The sequence below is a fragment of the Sphingopyxis sp. J-6 genome (assembly GCF_046603995.1).
Taxonomy (GTDB): domain Bacteria; phylum Pseudomonadota; class Alphaproteobacteria; order Sphingomonadales; family Sphingomonadaceae; genus Sphingopyxis.
Map to the genome: position 1 here is coordinate 2,403,675 of NZ_CP145810.1, position 16,766 is coordinate 2,420,440.

General features: G+C 68.1%; 14 protein-coding genes. 2 read left to right on the forward strand and 12 right to left on the reverse strand.

What is annotated here, in order from left to right:
• Window positions 1-9: 9 nt before the first annotated feature.
• The 3 genes from V6U71_RS11595 to V6U71_RS11605 are packed head-to-tail and all read right to left on the reverse strand — an operon-like array spanning window position 10 to window position 5,791.
• Complete coding sequence (locus tag V6U71_RS11595; protein WP_411338617.1) at window positions 10-1,419, reverse strand: efflux transporter outer membrane subunit; 1,410 nt, start codon at window positions 1,417-1,419, stop codon at window positions 10-12.
• Window positions 1,416-4,607, reverse strand: coding sequence for an efflux RND transporter permease subunit (locus V6U71_RS11600; protein ID WP_411338618.1), 3,192 nt, complete (start codon window positions 4,605-4,607; stop codon window positions 1,416-1,418). The genes V6U71_RS11595 and V6U71_RS11600 overlap by 4 nt, the downstream gene beginning before the upstream one ends.
• Window positions 4,604-5,791 (reverse strand): efflux RND transporter periplasmic adaptor subunit, encoded by a 1,188-nt coding sequence (locus V6U71_RS11605; RefSeq protein WP_411338619.1) that lies wholly within the window; start codon window positions 5,789-5,791, stop codon window positions 4,604-4,606. Before V6U71_RS11605 ends, V6U71_RS11600 begins: the two co-directional genes overlap by 4 nt.
• A gap of 158 nt (window positions 5,792-5,949) precedes the next feature.
• Here V6U71_RS11605 and V6U71_RS11610 point away from each other — a divergent pair, with 158 nt between their 5' ends.
• Window positions 5,950-6,534: a TetR/AcrR family transcriptional regulator gene (locus V6U71_RS11610; RefSeq protein ID WP_411338620.1), complete on the forward strand. Its 585-nt coding sequence runs from the start codon at window positions 5,950-5,952 to the stop codon at window positions 6,532-6,534.
• Between the two features lie 14 nt (window positions 6,535-6,548).
• On the opposite strand, the gene V6U71_RS11615 is transcribed toward V6U71_RS11610, so the two are convergent.
• Both V6U71_RS11615 and V6U71_RS11620 read right to left on the reverse strand, forming a co-directional pair.
• Complete coding sequence (locus V6U71_RS11615) at window positions 6,549-7,553, reverse strand: pyridoxamine 5'-phosphate oxidase family protein (RefSeq protein ID WP_411338621.1); 1,005 nt, start codon at window positions 7,551-7,553, stop codon at window positions 6,549-6,551.
• Window positions 7,550-7,939 carry a hypothetical protein gene (locus V6U71_RS11620; RefSeq protein ID WP_411338622.1) on the reverse strand — a complete coding sequence of 130 codons (390 nt, stop codon included), beginning with the start codon at window positions 7,937-7,939 and terminating at the stop codon, window positions 7,550-7,552. The genes V6U71_RS11615 and V6U71_RS11620 overlap by 4 nt, the downstream gene beginning before the upstream one ends.
• 214 nt (window positions 7,940-8,153) lie before the next feature.
• Between V6U71_RS11620 and V6U71_RS11625 the strand changes: the two genes are divergently transcribed.
• The gene (locus V6U71_RS11625) at window positions 8,154-9,284 is read left to right on the forward strand and encodes a GGDEF domain-containing protein (protein WP_411338623.1); all 1,131 of its coding nucleotides are present in this window, start codon (window positions 8,154-8,156) and stop codon (window positions 9,282-9,284) included.
• A gap of 9 nt (window positions 9,285-9,293) precedes the next feature.
• Here the strand turns inward: V6U71_RS11625 and V6U71_RS11630 are convergent, their stop codons facing one another.
• From V6U71_RS11630 to V6U71_RS11660, 7 genes are all read right to left on the reverse strand, one after another.
• Window positions 9,294-10,403 (reverse strand): NAD(P)-dependent alcohol dehydrogenase, encoded by a 1,110-nt coding sequence (locus V6U71_RS11630; protein WP_411338624.1) that lies wholly within the window; start codon window positions 10,401-10,403, stop codon window positions 9,294-9,296.
• A gap of 70 nt (window positions 10,404-10,473) precedes the next feature.
• Window positions 10,474-11,490: a Rieske 2Fe-2S domain-containing protein gene (locus V6U71_RS11635; RefSeq protein ID WP_411338625.1), complete on the reverse strand. Its 1,017-nt coding sequence runs from the start codon at window positions 11,488-11,490 to the stop codon at window positions 10,474-10,476.
• A complete protein-coding gene (locus V6U71_RS11640) occupies window positions 11,487-12,650 on the reverse strand; it encodes an ATP-grasp domain-containing protein (RefSeq protein ID WP_411338626.1) in 1,164 nt (387 codons plus the stop codon). Before V6U71_RS11640 ends, V6U71_RS11635 begins: the two co-directional genes overlap by 4 nt.
• On the reverse strand, window positions 12,643-13,893 hold the full coding sequence (locus V6U71_RS11645; RefSeq protein ID WP_411338627.1) for a hypothetical protein: 1,251 nt from the start codon (window positions 13,891-13,893) through the stop codon (window positions 12,643-12,645). Before V6U71_RS11645 ends, V6U71_RS11640 begins: the two co-directional genes overlap by 8 nt.
• Window positions 13,883-14,731, reverse strand: a complete 849-nt coding sequence (locus tag V6U71_RS11650) for an MBL fold metallo-hydrolase (protein WP_411338628.1) — start codon at window positions 14,729-14,731, stop codon at window positions 13,883-13,885. The genes V6U71_RS11645 and V6U71_RS11650 overlap by 11 nt, the downstream gene beginning before the upstream one ends.
• A complete protein-coding gene (locus V6U71_RS11655; RefSeq protein ID WP_411338629.1) occupies window positions 14,728-15,723 on the reverse strand; it encodes an NAD-dependent epimerase/dehydratase family protein in 996 nt (331 codons plus the stop codon). The genes V6U71_RS11650 and V6U71_RS11655 overlap by 4 nt, the downstream gene beginning before the upstream one ends.
• Complete coding sequence (locus tag V6U71_RS11660) at window positions 15,723-16,715, reverse strand: 3-oxoacyl-[acyl-carrier-protein] synthase III C-terminal domain-containing protein (protein WP_411338630.1); 993 nt, start codon at window positions 16,713-16,715, stop codon at window positions 15,723-15,725. Before V6U71_RS11660 ends, V6U71_RS11655 begins: the two co-directional genes overlap by 1 nt.
• Window positions 16,716-16,766: the final 51 nt, after the last annotated feature.

Here is a 16,766-nt window from a genome sequence, read left to right on the forward strand (position 1 = left end):
AAGGCGGCCTCAGGCCGCGGCCTGCCAGCCGCCGCCGAGCGCGAGGAACAGCGACACGAGATAGGTGGCGCGTTGCTGTTCGGACTGGGCGATACTCGCCTGAATCTGCGCCAGCGAGCGTTCGGCGTCGAGGACGACCTGGAAATTCTCGCGCCCTGCCTCGTAGCGGAGCCGCGCGATGCGCGCCGCCTCGCCCGCCTCGTTCGCCGCACGGCGCAGCGCCGCGAGCCGGTCGAGTTCACCGGCATAGGCGGCCAGCGCGCTTTCGGTTTCCTCGAGCGCTGACAGCCAGTTCCCGTCGAAGCTCGCCAGCGCCGCGTCGGCACCCGCCTCCGCCTGCTTCAGCCGCGACCGCGCCACCTCCATATTGGGGAAGTTCCACGAAATCAGCGGCCCGAGCGAGAAACGGAAGCCATCCGACTTGCCGAGCCCCGAAATCGAGTCCGCCGTCGATCCAATCGAGCCGCCGAGGCTGATGCTCGGATAGAGGTCGGCAGTGGCAACATTGACCCGCGCCGATGCGGCGGCCAGTTCGCGTTCGGCGCGGCGGATATCGGGCCGGCGCGCGAGCAGCGAGGCGCCGTCGCCGACCGGAATCGGCCGGTCGAGTTCGGGCGGCGCCTGACAGGCGAGAACCGCCGCGGCGGGCGCTTCCGCCGGTGGCTTGCCGGTCAGCACCGCGAGCCGGTAAAGCGCCGCCGACCGCTGGGCGGTCAGCGTCGGGATCGTCGCGCGCGTCTGTTCGAGGAGTGCCCCCGCCTGCCCCGTTTCGAGCCGCGTCGCGCGGCCGCCCTCGAACAACCGGCGCGTCAGGTCGAAAGTCCGCTCCTGAATGCGCAGCGTCTCTTCGGCGACCGCGATCTGGCGGTTGAACGAGCAGACGTCAGCATAGGCACGCGTCGTTTCGGCGGCGACGGTGATGCGCGTCAGGTCGAACGCCGCCTGCACCGCCTCGGCATCGGCACGGCTGGCGCGGATCGCGCTGCCGACACGCCCGAACAGGTCGACCTGGTAACCGACGTCGAGCCCGACGTCGTAGCTTTCGCCCTCGACCGTCCCCGGCCCCAGCGGATTGCGCTGCCGCGCATAGGTGCCGCTGGCACCGACGCTGGTGGTGGGCAGCCGCCCGGCCCGCGACTCGCGCAGCACCGCGCGCGCCTGCGCCAGATTGGCGGCGGCGACGCGCAGGTCGGTGTTGGCGGTCAGCGCCTGCTCGACGAGGCCGTCGAGCGTCGGGTCGGCGAACAGGCTCCACCATTCGCCCGGCGGCTGGTCGCCGGTAAAGGCGGGCGACTTGCCCGTTTCGAGGAACGGCGCCTGCGACGGCGCCGCCGGAGTCGGCGAGACATAGGCGGGGCCGACCGTGCAGGCCGACAGCGCCAGCGCGCCCGCGCCGATGAACAGGTTACGGATCATCATTGCGCCTCCAGCGGCGTATCTTTGTGTTTGTCGCGCGGTCCCATCAGCCGCTTCGCGCGGTCGCCGAGCTTGCGGCAGACGACGTAGAAGATCGGTGTGAAGATCAGCCCGAAGATGGTGACGCCAAGCATGCCGAAGGTCACCGTGGTGCCCAGCGCCTGCCGCATCTCCTGCCCCGGCCCGCTCGCGATCGCGAGCGGGATGACGCCGAAGATGAAGGCAAAGCTGGTCATCAGGATCGGCCGCAGACGCGAGCGCGCCGCGTGGACTGCGGCGTCGAGCGGGCTCATCCCGTCCTGCTCCTCGGCCTGCTTCGCGAATTCGACGATCAGGATCGCATTCTTCGCCGCGAGCGCGATGAGCACGACGAGCCCGACCTGCGTCAGGATGTTGTTGTCCATCCCGCGCAGGTTCACGCCGAGCATCGCCGCGAGGATACACATCGGCACGATCAGGATCACCGCGAGCGGCAGCGGCAGTGATTCATATTGCGCCGCGAGCACGAGGAAGACGAACACCACCGCGAGCAGGAAGATCAGCACCGCGCTGCTTCCCGCCGCCTTTTCCTGATAGGCGAGGCCGGTCCATTCATAGGCGAACCCGGCCGGCAGCGTCTTCGCCGCCAGCCCCTCCATCGCGGTCAGCGCCGCACCCGACGAGACACCCGGCGCTGCCTGCCCCTGCAGTTCGACCGCGGGGAACAGGTTGTAGCGCACGACGCGCGTCGGCCCGCTGTCGTTGCGGAAGGTCGCGACCGACGACAAAGGCACCATCTCGCCCGACGTCGAACGCACCTGCAGGCGGCCGACGTCCTCGATCTTGCTGCGTGCCGACGGTTCGGCCTGCGCGGTCACGCGGAAAGTGCGGCCGAGGAAGTTGAAGTCGTTGACATAGGTCGACGCCAGATAGGTGCCGAGCGCCGAGTAGACCTGCGTCGGGTCGACGCCCAGGATCTGCGCCTTGTCGCGGTCGACCTCGGCGAAGATGCGCGGGCTGCCGGTGTTGAAGAGCGAGAAGACCTGCGTCACCTCGGGCACCTGCTGCGCCCCGCCCATCATCGCCATCGTCGCCTGTTCGAGCTCGCGATAGCTTTCGCCGCCGCGCGCCTGCAGCATCATCGTGAAGCCGTTGCCGTTGCCGAGGCCCTGCACCGCGGGCGGTGCGATGACGAAGGCATTGGCTTCGGGGAGTGCATTGGCGAGCGCGCCCGAAAGCTGTCCCGACAGCGCCGCGGCGCTCAAATCCTTGCCGCGCTCTTCCCAGTCCTTCAGGCGGATGAACATCGTACCGGCGTTCGATGCGGTCGAGAAACTCGACCCGTCGAGCCCCGAAAAGGCGGCGATACTCTCGACCCCGTCGATGCCCGACACGGCCGTCCGCGCCCGTGCCAAGACCTCACTCGTGCGGTCGAGCGACGCGCCCGGCGGCAACTGGACGACACCGATCAACACGCCCTGATCCTGATCGGGAATGAACCCCGTCGGGGTCGCGGTTAGGCGCCAGCCGGTGAAGGCGAGCAGCACCGCATAGATGACCAGCATCATCCCGGTCTTGCGGATCAGCGACGCCGTCGTGCGGCCATAGCGGTCCGACAGCTTGTCGAAGCCGCTATTGAACTTGTCCGCGGCGCGGCGGACGAAGCGCATCACCGGGTTCTTCGGCTCCGCATGATGCTCCTCGTGCGGCTTCAGGAACAGCGCCGCCATCGCCGGCGACAGCGTCAGCGAAGTCAGCAGCGAGAACACCGTCGCCGCGGCAATCGTCACCGCGAACTGCTGGTAGAAGATGCCCGGAATGCCGGGAACGAAGGCCGTCGGCACGAACACCGCGACGAGCACCAGCCCGATCGCGATCAGCGCGCCCGACACTTCGCCCATCGTGCGGTGCGCCGCCTCGCGCGGGGTCAGCCCCTCGCGGATATGTTTCTCGACCGCCTCGACGACGACGATCGCGTCGTCGACGACGATGCCGACCGCGAGCACCAATGCGAAGAGCGACAGCGAGTTGATCGAGAAACCGAGCGCGAGCTGGACCGCGAAGGTCCCGACGAGCGCCACGGGAATGGCGACGATCGGGATGATCGCGGCGCGCCAGGTCTGGAGGAACACCAGCACGACGAGCACGACCAGCACGATCGCCTCGAGCAGCGTTTCCTGCACCGCGGTCACCGACGCCTGGACATATTCGGTCGGATTGAACGGAATCTCATATTCGAGTCCCGGCGGGAAATCCTTCGATGCGTCCTGGACTTCCTTGAGCACGAGGTTGGCGGCGTTGAGCGCATTGGCGCCGGGCTGCTGGATCACCGCCATGCCGATGCCCGGCTGACCGTTGAACACGCCGCGGACGCCATAATCCTGCGCGCCGAGCTCGACGCGCGCGACGTCCTTCAGGCGGGTGATCGCGCCGTTCGTCGTGTCGGTCTTGACGACGACATTCTGGAACTGTTCGGGCGTGACGAGGCGACCGGGGACTTCGACCGGCAATTCGAAGGCAGGATTGCCCTTGCCATAGGGTGGCGCGCCGACCGAACCACCGGCAACCTGCACGTTCTGGCTTTGCAGGGCCGCGACGATTTCGGTCGCGGTCATGTTGCGCGCCGCCGCCTTGTCGGGGTCGATCCACACGCGCATCGAATAAAAGCCGCCGCCGAAAATCTGCACGCCGCCGACGCCCTCGAGCCGCAACAGGCGGTCGCGCAGCGTCGAGTTCGCATAGTTGCCGACATAGTCGATATCGATCGCCGGATCGGTCGACTTCAGCGCGACGATCATCAGGAAGCCCGATTCCTGCTTGTTCACCTGCACGCCGATCTGGCGCACCTGTTCGGGCAGCCGCGGTTCGGCAAGCGCGACGCGGTTCTGTACCAGCACCTGCGCGGCATCGAGGTCGGTGCCGGGCTGGAAGGTGACGGTGATCTGCGCCGCCCCCTGCGTCGACGACGACTGGATATACAGCATATTCTCGACGCCGTTGATCTCCTGCTCCAGCGTCGACGCAACCGTTTCGGCGATCGTGTCGGGTGAGGCGCCGGGATAGGCGGCGTTGATGCTGATCGTCGGCGGGGCGATCTCCGGATATTGGGCGAGCGGAAGCTGCGGATAGGCGAAGGCCCCGATCAGCGTGATGAAGATCGCGATGACCGCCGCGAAGATCGGGCGGTCGACGAAGAAGCGGCTGAAATTCACTTGCCCGCGTCCTTGTTCGCCGGCGCCTTCTTCGCCTGCCCTGCCGGCGCGGCGCCCTTGGGCATCAGCACCTTGCCGTCAGGCGCGATCCGGCCCTGCTGCGTCTTCACCGGCTTGCCCGGCATCGCGCGTTGGATACCGTTGACGATGACGCGGTCCTTGGCCGTGACGCCCGAACGGATCACGCGCAGCCCGTCCACGACGGGGCCGAGTTCGACCGGGCGCGCCTGCACCACATCCTTGGCCCCCACGACATAGACGAGGCGGCGGGCGGCGTCGGTAACGATCGCCGTATCGGGTAGCAGGATCGCGGATCGCGGTGCCGACGCCGCAAGCTGGAGCTGGCCGAACAGGCCGGGGCGCAGCTTGCCGTCAGGGTTCTGGACGACCGCGCGCACGGCGATCGTGCCCGACCCGTTGCTCAGCGCATTGTCGACGAAATCGATCCGTCCGTTCAGGCGGTAATCGTCTTCGCCCTGCAACCGGATGCGCACCGGCGAGCCGTCGATCGTGTCGCCGCGCCGCTCATATTCGAGCAGGCTCGCTTCCGATCCCTGGAAGGTGAAATGGAGGGGATTGGTCGATACGATCGTCGTCAGAATGGTCTGGTCCGCCGTGACCGAGTTGCCCGGGTCGACCAGCCGCTGCGACACGCGGCCCGAAATCGGCGCGGTCACGCGGGTGAAGCCGACATTGAGCTCGGCACCGCGAATCGCGGCGCGATTGGCCGCGACATCGGCCTCGCCCGTCCGCACCGCGGCGCGGCGCTGCTCGACCTCTTCCTTGCTCGCTGCCTGCGACGCCGCGAGCGTTTCCGATCGCGCCAGTTCGGTGCGTGCATTGGCGAGCGTCGCCTGCGCGCGCGCCAGTTGGGCGCGCGCCTGATCGAGCGTCGCCTGCGACGGGCGCGCGTCGATGGTGAACAGCAATTGCCCGGCGCGCACATATTGGCCGTCGGTGAAATGGGCGCGCTGCAGATAGCCCGAGGCGCGTGGCCGCACTTCGACGCTGGAGACGGCTTCGAACCGGCCGACATAATCGTCCCATTCGGTGACCTCGCGGACGAGCGGGGCCGCGACGGTCACGGGCAAGGCGGGCGGCCCGCCCTGCTGGTCGCCGCCGCCCGAACAGGCGGTCAGCAGCAGCGAAAGAAAGATTACGGGCGCAAGGAAGGGAGAGCGCATGGTTTTGGACCTATGTCTTTTTTCTAGGGGCATGTTCCGACATCGCGCCGCAGGGAGGGGGGAAGCGCAGCACGATGCCGGACAATGCCGACTAATGCGCAAGCCGAAATAAGTCAACAGATGTTGATTTATGTCCAGACCCGTGCAAAGGCGCCACCATGGAGCGGACCACATCCATCAAAAAGCGCGATGCCGTCGCGACACGCGCCACCATATTGGCCGCCGCGCGTCAGCGTTTCCTCCGCGAAAGCTATGACAGCGTCGGGCTGCGCGACATCGCCGGCGACGCCGGCGTCGATGTCGCGCTGATCAGCCGCTACTTCGGCGGCAAGGAAGGCCTCTTCCGCGAAGTCGTCAGCCATGACGACAGACCGGGTGTTTTTCGCGAACCGAAAAGCATCGCCGAACTGCCGGGCTTCCTCGCCCAGCTCGTCGTCGAGGATGAAGGCGACGACCGCCAATTGCGCATGGAAATGTTCATCATCATGCTGCGTTCGGCCTCTTCGCCCAAGGCGGGCGAAATCATCCGCGACCTTGTCCATCTCGACGTCCTCGGGCCGCTCGCCGAGCTGATCGGCGGCGACCACAGCGAGCTGCGCGCCAACATGCTGCTCGCGATCCTGATGGGCATCGGCGTATTGTCGACCATCATGCGGGTCGACAATTTCGGCGGCAGCGGCGCCGGCCGCGACGAATGCACCGAACGCTTCCGCTGCCTGTTCGAGGCGGCGCTGACCTGCTGACGCCATGTCCGGCATCAATAGAGATTGTCCTTATAATCCTTGGCGAGGCCGCGCTCCATCAGGCCCGGCACCGATACGAAGGCACCGGCCAGCCGCGCCGCGAGCCCCTTGTCCTTGTTGAGCCGCACATGGTCCGCGAACATCTTGGCCGGCCGGATATCGCCAGGCGCTGCGGCGGCGGGCCACAGCCGCGCGCGACCGAGCGCCGCGCTGGCGCGCATCTCCATCGTCACATCGTCGATGCGCGCCGCCAGGAGCGGCGTCTTGTCGCGAACTGCAAAGGCCGCCCGCGCCGATTCGTCGGCGGTCAGCCGGGCCTGCCCCCGCACCGACACCACCCCTGTCGATCCGGGAATCAGCAGCGCCGCAGCGATTCGCGGCTGGACGACGATGTTGCGAAAACTGTCGGCGCGGCGGTTGCCCGGCCGATCGGCAAACCAGAGCCCGTCGGCACCCATCCGCGCCATGCTGCCCGCAGGATCGCCCTTCGGGCTGAGGTCGGCGCCGCCGCCGGCGTCGATCGTCGCAAGCGCCATGAAGCGGCTCGCATTGACGAAGCTGCCGGGATCGCCGGGCCAATCGCCGAGCGGCTCGGCCGACCAGAAATCCGAACGGATCAGCGCCTTGGCGCAATGGCCATAGCATTCCTCGATGGCGACGCGCAGGATGCCGCCATCGGTGCCGGCGACGCGGCCGTTGATGCGCAAAGTTTCGCCGACGCCGGAAATGAGGAAAAGCGACCCGAACCCCGCGCCGGGCACCGCGAGTGCGGGATCGTCGATCAGGTCGACCGGGATCGCCAGCACGGCCGGGTCCGCGGTGGACGCAAAGCCCGGATCGCCGCCGCCGAGCGTAATCGCGATCCCCTGCCCGTCCCCGAACCCGGCGAACATCAGGGGCGACGCAGCGAGCCAGCGCCGCGCGTTGGCATCGGCATGGTCGATCACCTTCAAATTGACCGGCGCCGGCGTTTTCCCGATCACCCCCTCGAGCGCCGCGAGGCTGTCGATGGCGCTCATTGAAGGTCCCGCGGCGCAAGAGTGAGGAGGATGCGCGTCGAGCAGAGCGCGCAGTCGAGCGCCGTGGCAGCGCCTTCTTTCGCGGCAAGGCAGCCCGGCACGCTTCCTCCTCCGCCGAGCAGCTTGGCAAGGCGTATTTCGTCTTCCGACAGCCCGTCCGCGCTGCCGACCGCGAAAGGATGGTCGAGCGCCTGTTCGTAAAGGTGGAGCAGGCTGTCGAACGCCGCGGCGAGCATCGGGCAGCGCCGTTCCGACAACAACGCGTGGAGGCGCGGCTGCGTCGCTTCGCCCTTGTCGCGCGCCGATCGCCAGCAGCGCGCCGCAGCCGTCGCCAGTTCGTCCCGGTCGGGCGAAACCGCGGTGCCGTCGATCGCGACATGCATCATCGTCTTTTCCTTCGTTCCGGCCCCCCAAAACCCGTTACGAGGCCTATGCCATATTTGCGAATGATTCGCAATAAGTCATTCACCGGGACCAAGCCAATGATATTGCAGCTTGTTTCTGCGGGTGCGATTCTCTCCTCCTCGCCCGCTCCGGGCCCGTGGCCATAAAGCGCTGAAACCCGCTTAAATCTCGCAACCAGCGCCCGTTAAACGTCGCATGACCACAAAAGCGACATCATCGAACGAGCCGGTAGGGCGGCTCCTAGATTGGCTGGGGCTGCGCAACCCGCACGGCAGCGCCCCGACGCAGGAGAGTCCGCCACCCGGCGCGCGCCCTGCCTCGCTCGACCTCGCGCGGCAGGCCCGGCAACAGCTTGCCCAGGCGATCACCGGCTTCCTGCTCGATCATGATCTCGACATATCGGCGTCCAACCTGTCGCTTGCTCACGGCGTCTTTTCGGGCAGCAACCCCGGTCTGGCGCGACAGATCAACAGCCGAATCGCATCGGGCGAGGGCATCACCCAGCAGTGGCTCGACGAGTTCGCCAAGGAAGAGGCAGCCGGGCTCGACCATAGCGAAATCGACCGCATCGTCGCCCGTCTCGAATCCAACCTCGACGCCTTCCAGACCCACACCAAAGCGGCGCGCAGCGTCACCAGCGACTATGGCAGCGAGCTCGAACGCCATGTCCTCGACCTCGAACAGGTGCAAAAGACCGGACAGCTCGTTTCGAGCCTCGCCGATCTTGCGAAAGCCATGCTCGAACGCACCCGCCGCGCCGAAGACGATATGCGCAAGAGCGAAGACGAAGCGAAGGCGCTGCGCCGCAGCCTCGCGCGCGCCAAGCGCGACGCCGAAATCGACTATCTGACCGGCCTTCCCAACCGCCGTGCCTTCGAGGTGCTTCTCGAACGCCACCATGCCGAAGCCCGCGCCGCGTGCGAACCGCTGAGCGTCGCTTTCTGCGACATCGACGAATTCAAGCGCGTCAACGACGTCCATGGCCATGAAGCAGGCGACCGCGTGATCAAGCTGATCGCCGACACACTGTCGAAGATTTCGGACGATCATTGCCATGTCGCACGCCACGGCGGCGAGGAGTTCGTCATGCTGTTCCGCGGCCTTGCGCCAAGCGAGGCGGCGAAGCGGCTCGACGAGGCGCGCGAGCAGCTCGCCGAACGACGGCTGATCAACCGCAAGACCGACGAGCCGTTCGGACAGATCACCTTCTCGGGCGGCGTGGCCGACGTCTTCGGCTATGGCGAGGTGCGCGAGGCGCTGAAAGCCGCCGACGAGGCGCTGTACCGCGCCAAGCAGGCCGGGCGGAACCGCATCGAACTCGCCTGACGGCTGCGGTCAGGGAATCAGCACGACCTTGATGCAATCGCCGCGCGCCTGCGCGGCGATTGCCTCGTTGATCTCGGCCAGCGGAAACGTCCTGATCAGCCGGTCGAAGGGGAAACGCCCCGCGGCATGATGCGCGATCAGCTCGGGAATGAAGGTCTGCGGGTCGCTGTCGCCCTCGATGATCCCGATGATGCGGTGACCGGGGGTCATCAGCGCCGCGATATTGACGTTGATCGACGCCTCGGCCTTCGCCGGAACCCCGACCAGCCCGATCGCGCCGTGGCTGCCAAGCGCCGCCAGCCCCGCCTCGATCACCTCGGTCCGGCCGCTGCTGTCGAAAGCGAAATCGACGCCGTCCGGAACGATCGCGCGGATCGCTTCGGCAATGTCGCCGGCCCCCGGATCGATCACATGCGTCGCGCCCAGTTCGATAGCGATATCGCGGCGCGCGGCGACAGGTTCGACGAGGATGATCGACGAGCAGCCCTGGATCACCGCGCCCATCACCGCGGCAAGCCCGACCGGCCCGCCGCCGAAGATCGCGATGCTCGACCCCGCCGGACAGGCAAGCGAGCGCATCACGCCGCCTGCGCCGGTCTGGAACCCGCAGCCGAGCGGCCCCAGCAGTTCGAGCGGCGCGGCGCTGCCGGTCACTTTGACGACGTTGCGCGCGCGCGTAATCGCGTGGCTCGCGAACGAGGACTGGCCGAAGAAATGCGATCCGACCGGTCCCTCGCCGTCCGCCCATGATTTCGACCCGTCCTCGAGCCGCATTCCCGCATAGTTGAGCGGCACGAAGCTCCGGCAATAGCTCGGCAGTCCCTCGTCGCAGCGCGGACAGGTGCCGCAGCTCGAAAAGCCGAGCACGACTTCATCGCCCACCGCGAGGCCCTCGACCCCTTCGCCGACCGCTTCGATCACCCCCGCGCCTTCATGCCCGAGCACGGCCGGCAGTTGATAGGGGACGAACTGGTCGCGAAAGATCAGGTCGGTGTGGCAAAGCCCCACCCCGGCGATGCGCACCAGTACCTCGCCCGCGCGCGGGCCCTCCAGTTCGAGTTGTTCGACCGAAAAATCGGCGTGCGGCGCGCGCGCCACGGCTGCGGTGGCCTGGGTCATCCTCTTCTCCTGTTTTTTTCGTCGTGTAGCGGTGGCGTCCGCGGACGGCAATCGTCTGACGACTTGACGGTCACAGCATCGCGTCGACCGGCGCATCCTGCCCCGCGGCGATCGCCTCGCCCTGCCACAGCCGCGACAGGCGGCTACCCAATATATCGCCGGGCCCGGCGGTAAAGCGCGGAAAGCCAAAGGTCGTCATCACGTCCGACTGGCTCGCCAGCGCGCGGCGGTCCTGCGCAACGACGGGCGCCAGGAACAGCCGGATCGCCGCCTGCTTGAGCCAGCCCGGAGCTATCCCCCGCGGGGTGGTGAAACAGGCGAAGGGCATGAAGCTATCGTCGGTCGACGGGGTGAAGAAAGCGGTGACGCACAGCGTCAGCTTTTCGGGCCCCTCCCAGCGTGCCTGCACGACGGTCGGCGGATAATAGCGCGATATGCTGCGCGACCGGTCGCGTTCGAGGAAACGCGACATCAGTCCGAGGTCAGGCTGTTGCTGCTCGATCACCATCGCGATGCCGGCGCCGTCGCTTTCGACGAGCAGCGAGACGGGCAATCGTTTGTCGCGGCGACGGATGAAACCATGATGGAGGTGATTGGTATGGAACGGGTCCATCACATTTTCGATCGCGTCGAACGCCCGCCCGCGCCAGGTCCCCTGCTGCCACCAGAAATGATCGTGCCCCGCCGCACCCAGCGTCGGCGGCAGCGGCGGGTCGGCCGGGGCGGCCTCGCCCAGCGCCACGAAGATCCCGCCATGCCGCTCGGCGACGCGCAGCGCATCAGCACGAAGAGTCTCGCCGCGCGCCGCGTCGATCCGGCAGCCCGGCACCGCAAGGCATTCGCCCGCGGTGTCGAAGCGCCAGCCATGATAGGGACATTCGATCCCGCCTTGATGCACCCGTCCTTCGGACAGCGGAAAGTTGCGGTGCGGGCAGCGATCGACCAGCGCTCCCGCCCTGCCATCCGCCCGGAACAGGACGATCGGCACGCCGCAGAGCTTCAATCCCCGGACCTGCCCGTCCTTGAGCTGGTGCGACAAGGCGACAAGGTGCCAGGCATTGCGCACCGCATCGGGGAGTTTCATCATGGCAGATCCTCTCCGTCCCATGCGATATCGGCGACCGTCATCGCGCTGGCGCTCGTCCCGCGCAGCATGCCCTTGAAGGTAAAGCCCAGTCCATCGGCAAATGCGCCGAAGGCGGGAAGTCGGTCGCCGGGCTGGCCGATCACGTCGCGGCCCTCCCGCAACGCCGCGATCCAGCCGCCAAGATCGCCGCGGCGCAACGCAACGCCCAGCCCGAAACTGAGCATCGCCGGAAGCAGATGGCGCGGGCGGCCGTCGCCGTCGAGGCACCCCTCGCCGCCGCCGTCGATCGCCGCGGCCAGCCGCCCTTCGCCAGCGAGAAAATGGACCCCGCTCGTTGCGCGCGGGTTGCATTCGATCAGCCAGGGTTGCCCATTTGCATCGAAGATCGCGTCGCAGGCGAACTGCCCGGTCAGCGACAGGCGTCCCGCGAGCGCGGCCGCAATATCGCGCAGGGCCGCCGCCTTCGCTGCATCGAGCGGCTCGAACCCGAAACTCGCGCCGCCGCCGAGGCGCCAGTCCGACCGATAGGCGGCGAATGCGCGCAGCTCACCGTCGCGGGCAACGGCGTAGAAACAGGCTTCGCCGCCGGGCACCCGCCGCTGCGCCACCCAGCCGCGACCGGACGAAGGTTCGACACGGCGCAGTTCGCCCGCGGCAGGGCCAACCAGCGCGGCTTCGCCGAAGCGGCTGAAGCAGGGCTTGAACACCCACCCCGCAGACCTGTCCGCCAAGCGCGCGACGTCGGCCTCGCTCTCCAGCAAATGCGTTTCAGGCACCGGCAGGCCGAAACCCGCCGCCAGCCGGGCGAAGCGGTATTTGTCGTGCAGGTTGCGCAGGGTCGCCAGCGGCGGCTGGAAAAGTTTGCCCGCAAGCCGCGGCGCCAGCGCCGGTGCTGCAAGGTGGAACGCTTCCTCGCACGTCGGGACGATCAGATCGACCGACAGTTCGTCGACCAGTCCGCAGATGCGCTTGCCAAAGGCCGCAGCATCCGCGCGCGGCGCGGGATAGGACAGGAATGTCCCGGTCCGCCGCGACCAGCGGCTGATCCGTGCCGATGCGCTGTCGGCGCAAAAGGTCCGGTACCCCGCCGCCGTGAAGTCGCGGGCGATATCGAGCGCCGCGGCGGCGCGCGCTCCGGTGACCAATACCGTCCTAGTCATGCCAGATGACCCGTCGCCGCTTGGGGAAGGGTTCGGCGGGCCGTTCGTGCGACAGGCTGACGGCAACCGGAATGGCGAGCCGCTCCCGAAACTGCGCGGCCGCCCGCTCGGCGCTTTCGGCCGGAATGCGCGGGTCGAGGCGCAGTTCGACTGTCTGCGGACCGCCGATGGCCTGCCAGAGTGCGGGGACGCCGAGCAGGCTGTCGAGACAATCCGCGACCGCGCCCGGCGCGATCGCGTGCCTGCCCCACCGCCAGATATCGCCGACCCGCCCCGCAACGGGGCGGATGACACGCCCCGCATAACCGCAGGCGCAACTTTCTCCTGTTGGTTCGAGATAATCGTCGAGCCGCACCCGAACGACGGGCTGGCTGTGGCGGCGAAGATCGGTAACGACCGGACGAAAACCGGGGGTATCCGCGACAGGTTCGAGCTCGATGGCAAGGCTGTGCTCGTTGAGATGCAACGCGCCGGCGGCGCAGGCGGCACCGACAAATCCTTCGGTCGCCTGATAGATCGAACGCGGCCGGACCCCGAACACTTCCCCCACCCAATCGATTTCCGCCTCGCTCATCGGTTCCGAACCGAAAAAGATGTGTTGCAACGCCGGCATGGCGCCGCCGCCGCGCCCACCATCCTGGGCGAGTGCGAGCAGACGATGCGGCGGCGCGATCAGGATCGTCGGCGCGAACGCGGCAAGGGCTGCGCGCGTCACAGCCGCCGGCTCCGCCAGCGGAAAATAACGAAAGGCAAAGAAGCGGCCGCCGACATCGCTGTAGAGGTTGCTGTTTGCACGAAGGTGGAGCGCAATGCGCTGCGGCCGGAGCATCGCCCGAAGCGGCAGCAGGCGCGCAAGGCTTTGCCCGATATAGTCGGCGCGTTCGCCCGCGTCGGCGATGAACAGGCCGCGCTGGCCGCTTGTTCCCGTCGACCAGCCGACCCCGAGGTTGGCGATGATCCCCTCCCCCGACCCGGTTTCCGCGGCATCGGCGGCGCGGCACAGGCGATGATGGTCGAGGCCGAGGCTGTTCCATGCGCCATAATCGCGCCGCATGTCGGCGGGCGCGACAACGGGAAAGGCGCCCAGCTCCTCGCCCGCCACACCGGCAAGCGCCGGCGTCCGCCGCAGCGCGGGCTGCAACGCCGCCCATTGGCGATCGCGCCGCCGCGCCAGTTCGGGCGCCGTCATGCGCATCGCCCGGCGCGTCCGCAGGATCGAGGCGAGGATAGCGCTAGACCGCATCGCCGTCGTCATAGGCCGCGGCGGCCCGCGCGCAGTGCGATGGCAGAATGGCGAGTGCGCGATTGCTCGTCAGCGCGGCATGCAAACTCCCGAGCGTCTCGCGATAAGTCCGCGTTTCGCCGAGCAATGCGGTCGTCAGCCGCGGCGGTGGCACGCAGCGCCGGATCGCCTCGATCGACCAGGAAGCATCGCCCGCGAGCAGCACCGCACGATCGGCCCGATCGCGGAGGGCAAGGCCCCAATGCCCTTTGCAATGGCCGGGGAGCGGCACCGCGATCAGGCTGCCGTCACCGAGGATGTCGGCGCCTTCGGTAAAGGGCGCGAAATCGGCGGGCAGCGCCGCCACCGGCGCATCTTCGAAGAAGGAGCAATCGGCATCGCAGGCGGCGGGGACCAGATCGGCGAGCAAGCCCTGCCGGACCCGGCGCAACCGGCCGGGGCGGCGCAATTCGGTCAGCCCCGCCGCCGAGCAATGGATCGGCAAGCCGGCAAGGTTGCGCATCCCCGCGACATGGTCGCCGTGGAAATGCGACACCACGACTGCGGCGATCTCGTTCGCCGCAATGCCATGCGTCGCGAGCCACGTCTGCCAGGCAAGATCGGGCGAGATCCGCACCGGAGTGGTCCAGCGATAGAAACGCTCGGGGAACGGCCTCGTCGCCTCGATGAAAGCCGGATCATAGCCGGTGTCGAACAGGATGATGCCGCGTTCGGGATGGCGGATCACCCCGACCATCGCCGGAAAATCAGTCGCGCACAGGCTGGCGCCGCGCATCGTCATATATTCGGGGTGACGGCACGACCCGCGCGCCAGCCATTGCAGTTCGACGCGCCTCATCGCTTTGCCTTCCATTGCGCGGCCTCGGCCAGCAGGGTTGCCAGCGCATCGTGGCGCGGGCGAAAGCCCAGCAAGCGCTCGGCGGGCGTCATGTCGAAGCTTTGCGAACAGGCGAGCGTCGCCAGCGTATAGCGCGTCAGTACCGGCTCAGCCGCGGATCGGGTCAGCCGCCCCCATCCCTCTGCGACCACGGCGATAATGCGCGCGAGCCGCACCGGCAGCGCGACCAGTTCCGGGTCGGTGCCCAGCACCGCCGCCAGCCGCTCCGCGACGTCGCGCACCGCAACCGGCCGGCCGCCCGAAATGTTGATCGCGATCCCGCCGATATCCGGCGCGCGGTCTTCGGCCAGCAGGATCGCGTCGGCGGCGTCGCGAAGGTCGGTGAACTCGACGCGCGCATGCCCGCCGCCGGGAAGCGGCATCCGCCGCCGCATCGCAAGTTCCGCCAGCTTCGGCAGGATCACCCGGTCGCCCGGCCCGACCAGCGCGCGCGGGCGGATGGCGCAGCAGGCCATGTCGGCCGAATCGGCGGCAAGCACCATCCGCTCGGCGGCGAGCTTCGTCCGTGCATAATCGTTGAGCGGCGGATCGGCAGGGGCAGCGTCGATGCCGATATTCTCGCGGTCGCGGAAGGAGGCAAAAATCGACGGCGAGGAAATGAAGACGAAGTGCCGACACGCCGCCGCCCGCGCGGCGTCCAGCAACCGCGCGGTCGCCGTGACATTGGCGCGGACGAAAGCCTCTTTCGGCCCCCAGCTCGCCGACAGGGCCGCCGCGTGAATGACCGAAACGACACTTGTGACGAGCGGCGCAAGGTCGCGCGCTTCCGCAAGGTCGGCTGGTACGAACCGCGCACCCAGCGCTTCCAGCGCCCGCGCCTTGTCCACCGAGCGTCCGGTCGCGACGACGTCATGCCCGCGCGCGCGGGCCGCGCGCACCAGCGCGGCGCCCAGCCCGCCGGTCGCGCCGGTGACAAGGAGGCGCCGCGCCATCAGACGCGCAGCACCATCGCACCGGCGCTGATCCCGGCCGCGGTGCCGAGCATCAGCACCGTCGATCCTGCCGCGATCCGCCCCGTCTCCAGCCCGTGCGCGAGCACGGTGGGGATCGACGCCGCGATCTGGTTGCCGGTGTGCGCGAAAATGTCGATCACCCGCTCGGGCCGCGGCTCGAACAGGCGGCGGACATGCTCGACCCCCGGTGCGCTCGCCTGATGGCAGACGACGGTGTCGATATCGTCGAACGTGCAGCCGGCATCGGCGAGGACGCGGTCCAGCACGCCGGGCAGGCAGCGTGCCGCCGCCTTGAAGATGCCGAACGCATCCATCTCGAACCGCGATCCGGCGACGAGCGCATCATAGCCTTCCTCGACTCGAATGCGCGTGCCCCCGGCGCGAAGCTGCGCGAGCGCATGATCGGCGCCGTTGGTGACGAAATGCGACGACAGCAGCCCCGCCGTTCCGCCCGGCGCCGCCTCGACCGCCAGCGCGGCGGCCCCGTCGCCAAAGATCGACATCGTCTTGGGCCGCGACGGGTCGAGCCCTGCCGAAGCGATATCGCTCGCGAAGACGAGCGCGCGGCGCCAGCGGCCGGTCGACAGCCCCATGGCCGCGATGTCGAGCGCGGTCAGAAACGACAGGCAGGTCTGGTTGACGTCGAACGCCATGATCCCCGACCGGCCGAGACCGAGGCGGTCCTGCACCAGCGCCGCGGTCGACGGGATCGGCTGCTCCATCACGCCGCAGCCGCCGATCAACACGTCGAACGCCCCGTCGTCCCAGCCGGCGCGCGACAACGCGCCCTGCGCCGCGGTTGCCGCCATCATCGAACTCGTCTCGTCCGGGCTGGCGACATGCCGCGCCGCAATCCCGAACTCGGCCGCGCTCCAGCCGCGTGGCCGGTCGAAACGCACGTCGAGTTCGTCGGAGGTCACCACCCGCTCGGGACGATAGGCGCCCCAGCCAGCGATCTTCATCGGGATCATGTCTCGTCTTCCCATCAACATGAGCCGACTTCTACCCGATTAATTATGCAC